The sequence below is a fragment of the Brachybacterium tyrofermentans genome (genome assembly GCF_014897585.1).
Lineage (GTDB): Bacteria > Actinomycetota > Actinomycetes > Actinomycetales > Dermabacteraceae > Brachybacterium > Brachybacterium tyrofermentans.
On sequence record NZ_JABUXW010000005.1, the window covers coordinates 24814 to 37688 of the forward strand.

Annotated in this window: 11 protein-coding genes; 3 read left to right on the forward strand and 8 right to left on the reverse strand. The window is 70.1% G+C overall.

What is annotated here, in order from left to right:
* Window positions 1–87 precede the first annotated feature (87 nt).
* Window positions 88–753 (reverse strand): hypothetical protein, encoded by a 666-nt coding sequence (locus INT49_RS04675; protein ID WP_193116566.1) that lies wholly within the window; start codon window positions 751–753, stop codon window positions 88–90.
* Entirely contained in the window at window positions 746–1423 is a 678-nt protein-coding gene (locus INT49_RS04680) for a hypothetical protein (RefSeq protein WP_193116567.1), read from the reverse strand. Before INT49_RS04680 ends, INT49_RS04675 begins: the two co-directional genes overlap by 8 nt.
* A gap of 389 nt (window positions 1424–1812) precedes the next feature.
* Here INT49_RS04680 and INT49_RS04685 point away from each other — a divergent pair, with 389 nt between their 5' ends.
* Window positions 1813–3606, forward strand: coding sequence for a BCCT family transporter (locus INT49_RS04685; RefSeq protein WP_193116568.1), 1794 nt, complete (start codon window positions 1813–1815; stop codon window positions 3604–3606).
* 90 nt (window positions 3607–3696) lie between these two features.
* Here the strand turns inward: INT49_RS04685 and INT49_RS04690 are convergent, their stop codons facing one another.
* From INT49_RS04690 to INT49_RS04700, 3 genes are all read right to left on the reverse strand, one after another.
* On the reverse strand, window positions 3697–4698 hold the full coding sequence (locus INT49_RS04690) for a bile acid:sodium symporter family protein (protein ID WP_193116569.1): 1002 nt from the start codon (window positions 4696–4698) through the stop codon (window positions 3697–3699).
* Between the two features lie 85 nt (window positions 4699–4783).
* Window positions 4784–6280 carry a glutamate--cysteine ligase gene (locus INT49_RS04695; RefSeq protein WP_193116570.1) on the reverse strand — a complete coding sequence of 499 codons (1497 nt, stop codon included), beginning with the start codon at window positions 6278–6280 and terminating at the stop codon, window positions 4784–4786.
* Window positions 6281–6402: 122 nt separating this feature from the next.
* The gene (locus INT49_RS04700; protein ID WP_193116571.1) at window positions 6403–7926 is read right to left on the reverse strand and encodes an OFA family MFS transporter; all 1524 of its coding nucleotides are present in this window, start codon (window positions 7924–7926) and stop codon (window positions 6403–6405) included.
* Between the two features lie 230 nt (window positions 7927–8156).
* On the opposite strand from INT49_RS04700, the gene INT49_RS04705 reads away from it, so the two are divergent.
* Window positions 8157–9065 (forward strand): DUF817 domain-containing protein, encoded by a 909-nt coding sequence (locus INT49_RS04705; RefSeq protein ID WP_193116572.1) that lies wholly within the window; start codon window positions 8157–8159, stop codon window positions 9063–9065.
* A 57-nt stretch (window positions 9066–9122) separates the two neighbouring features.
* On the opposite strand, the gene INT49_RS04710 is transcribed toward INT49_RS04705, so the two are convergent.
* From INT49_RS04710 to INT49_RS04720, 3 genes are read right to left on the reverse strand one after another with little or no spacing between them, the layout of a single operon-like run.
* Window positions 9123–10487 (reverse strand): MFS transporter, encoded by a 1365-nt coding sequence (locus INT49_RS04710; RefSeq protein WP_226849750.1) that lies wholly within the window; start codon window positions 10485–10487, stop codon window positions 9123–9125.
* 44 nt (window positions 10488–10531) lie between these two features.
* Entirely contained in the window at window positions 10532–11320 is a 789-nt protein-coding gene (locus INT49_RS04715) for a hypothetical protein (protein WP_193116573.1), read from the reverse strand.
* Window positions 11317–11985 carry a hypothetical protein gene (locus tag INT49_RS04720; RefSeq protein ID WP_193116574.1) on the reverse strand — a complete coding sequence of 223 codons (669 nt, stop codon included), beginning with the start codon at window positions 11983–11985 and terminating at the stop codon, window positions 11317–11319. Before INT49_RS04720 ends, INT49_RS04715 begins: the two co-directional genes overlap by 4 nt.
* Window positions 11986–12174: 189 nt before the next feature.
* Here INT49_RS04720 and INT49_RS04725 point away from each other — a divergent pair, with 189 nt between their 5' ends.
* Window positions 12175–12861, forward strand: a complete 687-nt coding sequence (locus tag INT49_RS04725; protein ID WP_193116575.1) for an NUDIX hydrolase — start codon at window positions 12175–12177, stop codon at window positions 12859–12861.
* The last annotated feature ends 14 nt before the right edge of the window (window positions 12862–12875 follow it).

Consider the following 12875-nt stretch of genomic DNA (forward strand, 5'->3'; position numbering starts at 1 on the left):
GGGAGAACTGCCCGGTGAGGGCACCGGTTCGGCCGGGCGCGACACGGGTCAGGACGCGAGATCCAGGCGCAGGATCAGGGCGCGGCGTCAGGACGTCCGGTGGGCGCGCATGCCGGGGATCTGCTCCTGGGCATCGGCGGAGGTGCCCGTCAGGGCCTCGATGCCGAGCTGCTCCGACCAGCGGGCCAGGTGCGGAGGGCACCCTTCGCGTTCCAGACCCGTCCGGATCTCCGCGGCGATCTGCGCGGCATCCCGTGCACCGAACAGGACGATGCCGTTCCCGGGCGCCGGCGGCCGTGGCACCGGAGGAAGTCTCCTGCCCCTGCGCGGCCCCAGGAAGGTCACCGCCAGGTCGGCGCCCCCGGTGATGTGCCAGTTCGCCCAGATCGGGGCGTGGAGGCCGCCGCGCACGGTGTCGATCCCGGAGAACACCCTGAGGGTGGTGGGGTCGAGCTCGGTGTAGCGCATCGGTCGGCGCCGGCCCAGGACGGAGCGGCCCACGACGAGACCCTTCTCGTGCAGGTCCAGGTAGGCGGACCACTGCACCGCGCACACGAACCCGGTGAACACCAGGTAGGCCACGGCCACGAGGAGGAGGGTCCCGACCTCTCCGCCGTCACCGAGGAGCACGCTCCCGAGGGACATGAGTACGAGGACGGCGGGGATGCAGCCCAGGTAGGGGAGCGCATGCGAGAGATGCACCGACGGTCGACAGCGCCGGATCCTCGAGCCGAGGGCGGAGGTCTCAGACATCGTAGGGCGGCTTCCAGGTGGGCTCCATGCCAGGGATCTGCTGTACGGCCCGGTGGTGAGGACCCTCCACGCGCTCGATCCCGAAGCGCTGTGGCCAGCGTGCCAGGTGAGGCGGGCAGCCTCCGCGCTCGAGCCCCGCTCGGATCTGCTCGGCGATCTCCACGGCGTCCCGCGAGCCGAACAGCACGATGCCCTTCCCAGGCTGGGGGCGGCGAGCCTGCGGGCCCAGCTCTGTCGCGAGATGCGGGCCCAGGAAGGTCACCGCGAGATCCGCCCCGCCGGTGAAGTGCCAGTTCGCCAGGATCTGGGACCGGTGGGGCCCCCGGACCTCGTCGATCTTGGTGAACACCCGGATCGTGGAGGGGTCGATCTCGGAGTACCACATCGGCCGCACCCTGCCGATGACGGAGCGCCCCACGACGAGTCCCCTCTCGTGCAGGTCCAGATAGGCGGACCAGTGGAATGTCGCCAGCGCCGCGATGATCGGCGGGAAGGCGACCAGCAGCAGCACGCCGAATCCCGCGAACCCCACGTCCGAGATCAGCAGGCCGCTGACGATGCAGATGATCCCCAGCGATGGTCCGCACCCCAGGAGCGGGACGGCGTGCGAGAGGTGGATCGACGGCCGGAAGCGCCGGATCCGGGGTCCGAGGGCGTAGGCAGGGTGCATCTGCTCAGAGGGCCGTGCGCGGAACCGGCGGAAGGTGCTGGGGTGCGGGCATCGTCGGCCTCCTGGGCTCGGTCCGGGGCGGAGCAGGATCCTCTGCCATGGGTGCGAGGACAGTCAACACGGGGGCGCGGCCCTGGCGCGATGGGGAGGTGTCCCCGCGAGCCGGACGTGGCCGACCGCCCGCAGGGGAGTGGTGCCGGACCAGAGCGGCGGGCGGACCCTTTCACTCCGCACGCAGGCAGGCACGGGACGACGTACCGAATGAATCGCCCCCCGGCAGGTATGTGACGTGGGAGACTCTCCGTACGTACCGCCGCTCGAGATGACGCGCCGCCGTGTGGTGCACGCCGTGCACCACACCGCGTGACGACGACGAGGAGTCGAGAACGATGTTGAATCGATTGCATGACGCGCTGCACCTGCGTACATCGCCGGTGATCTTCTTCGGATCGGCGGCGATCATCATCGCCTTCGTGATCGGGACGATCGCCTTCACCGAGCCGCTGAACGCCGCGGTGTCCGTGGCATCGGACTGGCTGCTGACGAACCTCGGCTGGTTCTACATCCTCGGCGTGACGATGTTCCTCGCGTTCCTGATCTTCATCGCCGTGGGCCGCTTCGGCCGCGTGAAGCTGGGCCCCGACGAGGAGCCGCCGGAGCATTCCGGCGCCGCCTGGTTCGCCATGCTGTTCGCCGCCGGCATCGGCTCGATCCTCATGTTCTGGGGCGTCGCCGAACCGATCAGCCATTTCGGTGACCCTCCGCGCGGCGCCTCGCTCGGTATCGAGGCCGGCTCCGTAGAAGCCGCCAAAGATGCCATGAACTTCACCTACTACCACTTCACGCTGCACACCTGGACGATCTTCACCCTCCCGGCACTGTGCTTCGCGTACTTCATCCACAAGCGCAACCTGCCGCCTCGCGTCAGCTCGATCTTCCAGCCGATCCTCGGCGAGGGCATCCACGGCCCGGTCGGCAAGGTCATCGACATCGTCGCGATCGTCGGCACCGTGTTCGGCATCGCCGTCTCCATCGGCCTGGGCACCCTGCAGATCAACGGGGGGCTCAACCAGCTGTTCGGCATGCCGGAGACCTCCGGCTGGCAGCTCATCATCATCGCCGTGGTGTGCGGTCTTGCCCTGATCTCCGTGTCTCTCGGACTCGACAAGGGCATCAAGGTCCTGTCGAACATCAACATCGTCGCCGCCGTGCTGCTGCTGCTGTTCGTGCTGGTCGCCGGGGGATCCACTCTCTTCGTGCTCAAGGGCACCTTCGAGTCCTTCGGCAGCTATATCGTGAACCTGCCCGAACTGGCCCTGTGGAACGACACCTTCGCGAACACCGGCTGGCAGAACACCTGGACGGTCTTCTACTGGGCGTGGACCATCACCTGGTCGCCGTTCGTGGGCATCTTCATCGCCCGCATCTCCAAGGGCCGCACGATCCGCCAGTTCGTCTCCGGTGTGCTCGCCGTCCCGTCCGCCTTCTCGGTGGTCTGGTTCGGGATCTTCGGCTTCTCGGCCTTCAACATCGAGCTCAACGGTGAGGGCGGCCTGGTCGATACGGTGGTCACCCAGGGGGACATCCCGGGCGCCCTGTTCGCCTTCCTCGGTCACTACCCGGCGGCGTTCTTCGTCTCCGTCGTCGCCATCATCCTGGTGATCATCTTCTTCGTGACCTCGGTGGACTCCGCCGCACTGGTCACGGATTCCATGGCCAACGGCCACGAGGACTACAACCCGCTGGGCCAGCGCATCTTCTGGGGCCTGGCGATCGGACTGATCACCGCGACGCTGCTGGTGTTCTCGGGCTCCAACGGCCTCGAGGCGCTCCAATCGACGATCATCCTCGTCGGCCTGCCGTTCTTCATCATGGGCTTCTTCCAGATGTATGCGCTGTACAGAGCCCTGCAGGAGGATGCCGGCGAGCTGCCGAAGATGCGCACCAGGAACTGGAAGCAGGTGCTGCCTCCGGAGGAGTACGAGCGTCGCGAAGACGACGAGGAGTACGACACCGACGAGGTGGTGGTCGAACCCGAGGCGGTGGACGAGGTCCCCGTCATGCGCGATCCATACGAGGACGCCGACGAGGCCGACGGCGGCACAGGTCGAGGGAGCCTGCCGGCCCGCACGGGAAGCGCCCGTGCGGAGATCCCGGGTGACGGCCCTCCGCGTTCCCGCTGACCCCACCCAGCACCGACGAGGCCCGGTGCTCCGCAGCAGCGGAGCGCCGGGCTTCGTCCGTTCCGTCCGGAGACGGTGGTGTGGCACAGGTCAGGCGGCATCCACCGGATGCGTGTCGGAGCTGCGCCGGTAGTACATCGCCAACATGGCGCCGGAGAGGTTGTGCCAGATCGAGAAGATCGCGCCGGGCAGGGCCGCGGCGGGGCTGAAGGCGCTCGCCGCGAGCGTCGCGGCCAGACCGGAGTTCTGCATGCCGACCTCGATCGAGGTGGTGCGGGCTGCGCGCTCGCCCTGCCTCAGCAGGCGGGCGAGCCAGTAGCCGGCGAGATAGCCGATCCCGTTGTGCAGCACCACGGCGAGCAGCACCAGGGCGCCGGCGGAGACGATCGCCTCGGTGGAGCCGCTGACCACGGCCACGACCACGAGGGAGATGCCCGCGACGCTGACCCAGGGCAGAGCAGGCATGATGCGGTCCACGATCCTTCCCAGCAGCAGACGGATCACGATGCCGGCGATCACGGGCACCAGCACCATCTTCACGATCGACATCGCCATGTCACCGGCGGCGATCGGCAGGTACGAGCCGGCCAGCCACAGGGTGAGCAGCGGGGTGAAGATCGGCGCGAGCAGGGTGGAGATCGAGGTCATCGTGACCGACAGCGCGGTATCGGCCTTGGAGAGGTACGTGATGACGTTCGAGCTGGTGCCGCCCGGGGCGCAGCCCACCAGGATCACGCCGACGGCGAGCTCCGGCGGGAGCTGCAGGAGCACCGAGACGCCCAGGCCCACCAGCGGCATGATCACGAACTGGGCGACGACACCGATCAGCACCGGCAGGGGGCGGCGCGCCACGAGCCCGAAGTCGGGGATCGTGAGGGTCAGGCCCATCGCGAACATGATGACGCCGAGGAAGATGCTCGTGAACGGCGCGATCGACTGGCCGGCGGCGGGCACGAAGAAGGCGAAGACGGCAGCGGCGAGGATGAGGACCGGGAAGACGGTCACCGCGATGCGCGCGGAGCGGTCCTCCTTCGTCGTCGTCGGCGTCGGCGTGCGGTCCGAGGAGGTGAGGTTCGGGGCAGGGGTGGTCATCTCCGAAGAGTACGACCGCATCCGCGATACGAGACCGTCGTCTCAGGAGTCGAACGACAGGGTTCGACCGGCAGAGTGCCGGGTCTCAGCGACGCTGGCGCGCCGGCACCGGCCAGTCGTGCACCGGCTTCCCGGAGTCCACGCCCTCCCGGTACAGCCGCGTCATCTCCGCGAGCGCCTCGGGGCGGCTCGCGCCGCGCAGCTCGAGGGAGGTGACGGTGTCGATCTGCCACCTCGCGCCGTTGCGCCCGGTGCGGGTGCGCTCGATGAGGAGGTTCCCGTAGTGCTCGGCGACGTCCGCATCGGCCCCGAGCTCCCGCAGCCCGTCCATGGCCTGCGGGATCAGCTGCTCGCGCAGCAGATCGGCCACGCGCACGCGGCCCACCTTCGGCCAGCGCACCCGGGCCTCGAGGCCCCAGCGGGCGCACTGCTGGAAGGACTCGTCGGCCTGCTCGAAGCTCATCCGCGACCACAGCGGGCGCCGCTCGTGCACCAGCGAGTGGAGGATCCCGTAGAAGAAGGCGGCGTTGGCGGCCATGTCCGCGGCCGTCGGCCCCGCCGGCAGGATCCGGTTCTCCAGGCGCAGGTGGGGGACGTCGGTGCCGGGATCGTAGATCGGGCGGTTCCAGCGCCATACCGTGCCGTTGTGGAGCATCAGCTCGTGCAGGCGCGGGGAGGCGCCCTCGGTGAGCAGCGGCTCCTCGGCCATGTCCCGCGACTCCGGGATCAGCGCCGGGAACAGGCGCACGTTCTCCTCGAAGAGGTCGAACATCGAGGTGATCCAGCGTTCGCCGAACCACACCCGCGGGCGCACGCCCTGGGTCGCGAGCTCGGGCGGGCGGGTGTCGAGGGCCTGCACGAACGTGGGGATGCGGGTCTCGTGCCAGAGCCGCTTGCCCAGCAGGAACGGCGAGTTCGCGGCGAGGGCCACCTGCGGGCCGGCGATCGCCTGGGCGGCGTTCCATGCGGCGGCGAACTGCTCGGGCGGGACCTGGAGGTGCAGCTGCATCGACGTGCAGGCGGATTCCGGGGCGATCGAGTCGAAGGTGGCATCCAGCCCACGGCCCTCGCCATCGATGCGCAGGTTGATCTCCTCGCCGCGGGCCACCATCACGGAGTTCTCGAGCGCCTCGTAGCGCGCGCCCGGTGCCCTCCACTCGTCGTCCGTGAACAGCTCCTCGGTGATGGTGGGGAGATGGCCGATCGGGATCACGCGGGCGCCGTGACGCTGCGCGGCGGCATCGGCGCGCTCCATCTTCTCGCCCAGCTCGGTCTCCAGATCGCGCAGCCCGGTGCCGGCGGGATGGGACACCGGAAGGTTCGCCTCGAGGTTGAACCGGCCGATCTCGTGGACGAAGTCCTCGTCGTCCAGATCCTCCAGGATCGTGTCCACCAGCAGGGCGGGCGCCATCCCGTCGGCCTCGGCGAGGTTCATCTCCAGCTCGACGCCGACGGTTCCTTCGTCGACGAATTCCGCCGTGTCCAGGAAGGTCTCGAACAGGTCGAGGTTCCGACGCAGCTCCTGGCGATAGCGGGTGCGCTGGGAACGGGTGTACTCCGTGGTGCCGATCTCGCGTCCCATGGTGACCTCCGGGTGGTGACGGGGCAGGTCCGGCAATACAAGCACGCCGCAGGGCCTGCCGGGTACCACGAGCCGTGGCGCGGAACGACTGGTCGGGACGCGGACCCCTCGGCGTCCCGGGATCAGGCGGTGAACAGCGCCACGGCGCGGATCGCGGTCTCGACCAGGCCGTAGGCGAGAGCGGCGACCACGAGCACGGCGAGCACTCCGGCGGCCGCCGTGTGACTCGCCCCGGCCTTCGCGTGCGCCTCGGCGCCGCCGTTGCCGCTGATCGCCTCATGGGCGCCCGCGCGGTCGGCCTCCTTCTTCTGCGCGACCACGGCCTCGTCCTCGAAGTGCGAGGGCTTGACCGCGCGGATCAGCAGGTTCGCGACGAAGCCGACGGCGAGGATGCCCGCCATCAGCCACATCGAGAGCTTGTACAGGTCCATGCCGGAGTGACCGGCGGCGGCCTGCGACTCGACGATGCTGTTGACCAGCAGCGGTCCGGCGATGCCGGCGGCCGCCCAGGCCGTGAGCAGCCGGCCGTGGATGGCGCCGACCTGGTACACGCCGAACAGGTCCCTCAGGTAGGCGGGGACCGTGGAGAAGCCGCCGCCGTAGAAGGAGATGATCACGAGCGCCGAGAGCACGAAGACCGCGAGCGACGCGGAGCCGACGGTCGCGATGACCACGTACAGGACGGCGCCGATGCTGAGGTACAGCGCGTAGTTGAGCTTGCGTCCCAGGTAGTCCGAGGTCGTGGACCACACGAAGCGCCCGGCCATGTTCGCCAGGGACAGCAGGCCCACGAAGCCGGCGGCCGCGGCGGCGGCGATGCCGAAACCGTCCGAGACCATCGGGGCGGCGTTCTCGAGGATGCCGATGCCAGCGGTGACGTTGGTGAACAGCACGATCCACAGCAGCCAGAACTGCGGGGTGCGGATGGCCTGCTTCGCCGAGACCGAGCCCGTCGTCTGCGCCGCCTTCGCGGTGGCGCTGCGGGGGTCGAAGCCCTTCGGCGCCCAGTCCGGGTGGGGCAGGCGGATCACATAGGCGCCCAGCGCGATCGCCAGCAGGTAGCAGCCGGCGAGCGTGAGGAAGGTGGGGGTGAGCCCCGCGACCAGGTGCGAGGGTTCGACGCCGCCGCCGAACAGAGCCATCAGCTTGTTCGAGGCCGGGCTGGCGATCAGCGCGCCGCCGCCGAAGCCCATGATCGCCAGGCCCGTGGAGAGCCCGGGACGGTCGGGGAACCACTTCATGAGGGTGGAGACCGGGGCGATGTAGCCGATGCCCAGGCCGATGCCGCCGATCACGCCGTAGCCGAGATACACCAGCCACAGCTGACCGGTCGCGATGCCGATCGCCGAGACGAGGAAGCCGAGCACCCAGAAGCCGCCGGCGGCGACCATCGCCATCCGCGGCCCCACCCGCTCCACCCAGGTGCCGGCGATGGCGGAGGAGATGCCGAGCATGGCGATGGCGAGGGAGAAGATCCAGCCGACGGCGACCTCGCCGACGCCGAAGTGGCTCTGGAACGGGGTCTTGAACACGCTGAACGCGTAGACCTGGCCGATGCACAGATGGATGGCGAGCGCCGCCGGCGGGATGAGCCAGCGGTTGAAGCTCGCCGGCGCGATGATCGCGCTGCGGTCGAGGACGGTCATGAGGCCTCCGGGGAGAGAAGGGATGCGAGGGCGGCTCCGGTGAGGCCCACCGGGTGAGGATAGGTTTCCTCTCCGTCCCCACCCAAGCTCCTGGGGCTGGTGTCGCGACGCAGAACGGGCCGGGCACGCGCACAACTCCTCCCCGGATCCTGCCCACCGCCCCCGCCGAAGCCGGTTCTGACGTGCATAGGGTCCGGATCATGAGTCGTGCCGGAGGGGTCAGAGGGGACATGAGAGTCAGCGGGGACGGCAGCGCACGGCGCAGCAGGGCGCCCGCTCGGGCGTTCACCCCGCTCGAGGAGCGGCTGGACGCCTGGGCGGCCCGACGGTCGCAGGCGCTCGCGGCCGACGCCGGTCCATGGCGTCGGGGGCTTCTGGAGTTCGCCGTGTTCACGGTGAAGCAGGCGTGGGCCTGTGTGTTCGGGGCCGCGATGCTCGTGCTCCTGGTGCTGGCGCGCCTGGTCTACCCCGACGATGCCCTGCTGGTGCGCAGCGACGCCCTGGTGCTCGCCGCCCTCACGGTGCAGGCGCTGATGCTCGCCCTCCGGCTCGAGGGCGGCAGGGAGCTGTGGGTGATCGTGATGTTCCATGTCGTCGGCACGGTCATGGAGATCTTCAAGACCCACATGGGCTCCTGGGCGTACGAGACCGACGGGCTGCTGCGGATCGGGGGAGTGCCGCTCTACACGGGGTTCATGTACGCCGCCGTGGGCTCCTACATGGTGCGCGTGTTCCGCCTGTTCGACCTGCGCTTCACCCGGTACCCGCCGATCTGGGCGACCGCGCTGGTGGCCGCCGCGATCTACGCGAACTTCTTCACCCACCACTACCTGCCGGACGTGCGCTGGGTGCTGGTGGGGGCCGTCGTGCTGCTCTATGCGCGCTGCGTGATGAGCTTCCGCAATCAGCGCACCGGGTCGCGCCGGCGCATGCCGATCCTGGTCGCCTTCGTGGGCGTCGCGTTCTTCCTGTGGGTCGCGGAGAACGTGGGCACCTGGGCCGGCGCCTGGATCTATCCGCACCAGTCCGCCCAGTGGCAACTGGTGCCGCCCACGAAGTTCGTGGCCTGGCTGCTGCTGATGATGATCTCCGTGGTGCTGGTGACGCTCGTGCACAGGCCGCGAATGCCGACGGACTGAGCCCGTCGGCGGAGCCTGCACCTGCGGGACCTCACCGACGACCGGAGTGACCGGTCGTCAGCTCGACAAGTCGTCGGCCCGTCCGTCCGTCTGCTTGACGGTGGGCGCGGAGGGTCTCCGTCGGCTCTCGCGGCGGGCGGCCACGGCCGCGACGAGCGTCACCGCGGACAGCGCGACGAGCACGATCCCGGGATGCCACCAGGCCTGCGCCGTCCACAGACCGAGCGCCGAGGTGGCCAGCGGGACCACACCGCCCACCGTGGCGGCCACCGCATAGGCGAGCGACAGCGCCGAATAGCTGAAGCGTCCCGGGAACAGGTCGCTCATCAGGCCGCCGAGCGCCGCCCACGACATGGTGGGCAGGATCCCGCCCACCACCATCAGCGTCACCAGTCCGCCGAAGCTCGCCGACTGCAGCAGGAAGTACAGCGGGAAGGCGATCAGGGCCGTGCCCAGGGCGCCGGCACCCACCACCAGCGCGGAGCTGGTGCGCGCGGCGAGCGCCCCGAACACGGGGATGGTGAGCAGCTGCAGGAGCGCGCCGATGGTCGCGGCGCTGAGAAGCTGCAGGGACGGGTAGCCGAGCACCACCGAGCCGTAGTTCATCGTGTACGTGTTCATCAGCGCGTAGGAGCCGATGCCCAGCTGGGCGGCGCCGATCGCGATCAGCAGCGCCCACGGGCGGGTGCGGAGCATGGCGAGCGCCGGTCGGCGGGCCCGGTCCCCGGTCTGCTCGAGGCGGGCGAAGACCGGGGTCTCGTCGATCGCGCGGCGCAGGTACAGCGAGACCAGCAGCAGCGGCAGCGCGAGGAAGAACGGCACCCGCCAGCCCCAGTCCGCCATGGCCTGCTCGGGCAGGGTCAGCGTGAGCACGATGAACACCGCCGCCGAGAGGATCGAGCCGACGGGCGAGCCCAGCTGCGGGATCGCCGCGTAGAACGCCCGCTTCAGGGGATGGGCGTGCTCGGTGGCCAGCAGCACGGAGCCTCCCCATTCGCCGCCCAGCGAGATGCCCTGCACGAGACGCAGCACCACCAGACCGATCGCCCCCAGCCACCCGGCCTGCGCATAGGAGGGCAGCATGCCGATCAGCGCGGTCGCCACGCCCATCAGACCCACGGTCCACAGCAGCGTGGTGCGTCGGCCCAGCCGGTCGCCCATGTGCCCGAACACCAGGGCGCCCACGGGGCGGATCACGAAGGAGACGGCGATGGTGCTGAAGGACGCGAGCGAGGCGCCGGCCGCCCCGAGGGGTTCGAAGAACAGCGGGCCGACGAAGAACGCGGAGAAGTACGCGAAGAGGTAGAAGTCGAACTGCTCGAGCGAGGTGCCGACCATGGACGCCCAGGCGACACGTCTCGGCGTGCGGGTGCTCGTGGGCGTGGCCTGGTGAGGGGTGGACTCCGTGGCGGAGGAGGTCATGAGGGCTCGCTTCCTGAGGTCTGCGGCGCCTCGGCGGCCGGGGATCAGACGTCGTCCGTGCTGTCGGCCGGGATGTCGTCGGCGGAGAGCGTGAGCGTCCGCGAGGTGCCGTCCGCGCAGGTGACCACAGCCGTGATCGGTATGTCCAGCTCGGAGGTGTCGGCTGTGGGCCACCAGGCGGAGAAGGCGCCGTTGTCCACGGATGCCTCGACGTCGCCGACCGAGGTTCTCAGGGTCACCGCGACCACGTCGGCCCCGGCGGCTCCGGACACGGCGAGCTGCTGAGCGGTGTCGTCGTCGTCCTGCGCGGCGGGGTCGATCTGGCTGAGCAGCATCCCCTCGGGGACGAGGCCGTCGGCCGGGATCTGGGCGCGCTCCTCGCCGGGTCCGCTGGTGAGGACCGTGGTGGAGGGGTCGTCCTCCCCGATCGCCAGGCAGGTGAACGTGTCCCCGGCGCTGTCGAGCCCGACCACCATCAGGGTGATGCCGCGCCGTTCGGCGACCAGCACCTCCTCGATGGCCGTCCTGGTCCCCGTACCCGCGCAGGCCTGGGGGACGGGGGATCCGGGGTCCTGGACCTCCGGAGCGGGTGACCAGGATGCCGAGGCCGGCTCGGCACCGGAACCACCGAGGAGAGCCGAGATGAGCAGAGCCGCCGCCAGGAACACGAGCGACACGATCAGCAGGGGGCGGCGCGCCCGACGACGGGGGCCGGTCGGGCCGGTCGGGCCGGGCGGGTCGCTCGGCGTGGCGCCCAGGGGCGACGCGCTCGACGGTGGAGTGCCCAGCGCTGGTGCGCCCGGAGCTGGCGTGTTCGGAGGAGGGGTGCTCACTGGTGGGGCACCGTCATCTCTGTCGTGCGGGTCGAGCCATCGGTCAGGGTGAGCACGGCGGTGACGGGGTGGTCCAGCTCGTACTCGTCCTTCGTGGGCCACCAGGCGGCGAACCAGCCGCCGGACACGGTCGCCTCGGTGTCGCCGGCCGCCGTCTGCAGCGTCACGGCGGTCACCAGGTCGCCGACCTCCCCGGCGACGACATGCTGCGACGGGGTCTCCGGGGCATCCACCGAGGTCGGATCCGTCTGCAGCAGCGCGTCGCTGCGCACCATCGCACCGTCCGCCGGGATCGTGGCGGCGGCGTCATAGGGAGTGGTGACGGTGATCGCCGTCCATTCGTCGTCGATCTGTGTGGCCAGGCAGGCGAGGGTGTCGCTGTTCTCGTCCGTGCGGACGCTCAGGGTGGCGAGGCCGCGCTGTTCGCCGACGAGCTCGGCCCCCGAGTGCTCGGGCGGCGGGGCGCAGGGGCTGAGGGACATGCTCGCCGCAGTCCGCTTCCCGGGGCTTGCCGTCCAGCTCTCCGCGGCGGTGGCGGGGGCGCGGAGGGCCATGACGCAGACCGTGACCACGAGAACGGTGACGACCACGGCGGCCAGGATCAGGAGCGTCCTCGGGGTGCGCGAGGAAGAGTATTCGGTCGCAGTGGTGTCATCGCTGGCCATGGGCGGATTCTGTCATGGACGGTCGGGTTCGGGAAGACGCTCGGGGTCGTGGTGCCGCGACAGTTAAAGTCACCCGTTCCGTGACCCCGATCACACGATCGCGTCACATCGTGCACTTCTGGTCACGGTGAGCCTAATGTCTCGTCACCAGTAAAGGTGCTCGCGACTTTAACAGGAGGTGTCGTCCCCATGAGCTCTCGGACAGACCTCGCCGTCTCGACGGTCATCTTCGCCCTGCGCCCTCACCCCACCACCCGTCGGCTGGCCCTGTGGCTCCCGCTCGTGCGACGCATCCGAGATCCCCACCAGGGACTCTGGGCGCTCCCGGGCGGTCCGCTGGCGCCGGACGAGGGGCTCGCCGCGTCGGCCGCGAGGAACCTGCGCGAGACCACCCGGCTCACCCCGCAGTACCTCGAGCAGCTCTACGCCTTCGGCGGGCTGGACCGGTCGGATTCGGCCGACGAGCGCACCGTCTCGGTCGTCTACTGGGCGCTCGTGCGGCCCGAGGAGGCCGACGCCGGCGAGGCGGGCGTGAACGTGCGCTGGTTCGTGGCCGACGAGGTCCCCGAGCTCGCCTTCGATCACTCGCTCATCGTCGAGTACGCCCTGTGGCGCCTGCGCAACAAGGTCGAGTACTCCCGCATCGCCGCCGCGTTCCTCGGGGAGGCCTTCACCCTCGCCGAGCTGCGCGGAGTCCACGAGGCCGTGCTGCAGCGCACCCTCGACCCCGCGAACTTCCGCCGCCAGATGGAGTCCTCCGGACGCCTGGTGGCCACCGATGCCTATCGCACCGGTGGCCGCCATCGCCCCGCCCGCCTCTACCGGCACGACCAGTCCATCCACCTCGCCGACAACGGCCCGCTCACCGGTCTCTGACCGGCCACACCCCA

Excerpts from the sequence above, each read along its gene's own strand:
- INT49_RS04675 (WP_193116566.1), bottom strand. The coding sequence starts at position 753 with ATGTCTGAGACCTCCGCCCTCGGCTCGAGGATCCGGCGCTGTCGACCG.
- INT49_RS04680 (WP_193116567.1), bottom strand. The coding sequence starts at position 1,423 with ATGCACCCTGCCTACGCCCTCGGACCCCGGATCCGGCGCTTCCGGCCG.
- INT49_RS04685 (WP_193116568.1), top strand. The coding sequence starts at position 1,813 with ATGTTGAATCGATTGCATGACGCGCTGCACCTGCGTACATCGCCGGTG.
- INT49_RS04690 (WP_193116569.1), bottom strand. The coding sequence starts at position 4,698 with ATGACCACCCCTGCCCCGAACCTCACCTCCTCGGACCGCACGCCGACG.
- INT49_RS04695 (WP_193116570.1), bottom strand. The coding sequence starts at position 6,280 with ATGGGACGCGAGATCGGCACCACGGAGTACACCCGTTCCCAGCGCACC.
- INT49_RS04700 (WP_193116571.1), bottom strand. The coding sequence starts at position 7,926 with ATGACCGTCCTCGACCGCAGCGCGATCATCGCGCCGGCGAGCTTCAAC.
- INT49_RS04705 (WP_193116572.1), top strand. The coding sequence starts at position 8,157 with ATGAGAGTCAGCGGGGACGGCAGCGCACGGCGCAGCAGGGCGCCCGCT.
- INT49_RS04710 (WP_226849750.1), bottom strand. The coding sequence starts at position 10,487 with ATGACCTCCTCCGCCACGGAGTCCACCCCTCACCAGGCCACGCCCACG.
- INT49_RS04720 (WP_193116574.1), bottom strand. The coding sequence starts at position 11,985 with ATGGCCAGCGATGACACCACTGCGACCGAATACTCTTCCTCGCGCACC.
- INT49_RS04725 (WP_193116575.1), top strand. The coding sequence starts at position 12,175 with ATGAGCTCTCGGACAGACCTCGCCGTCTCGACGGTCATCTTCGCCCTG.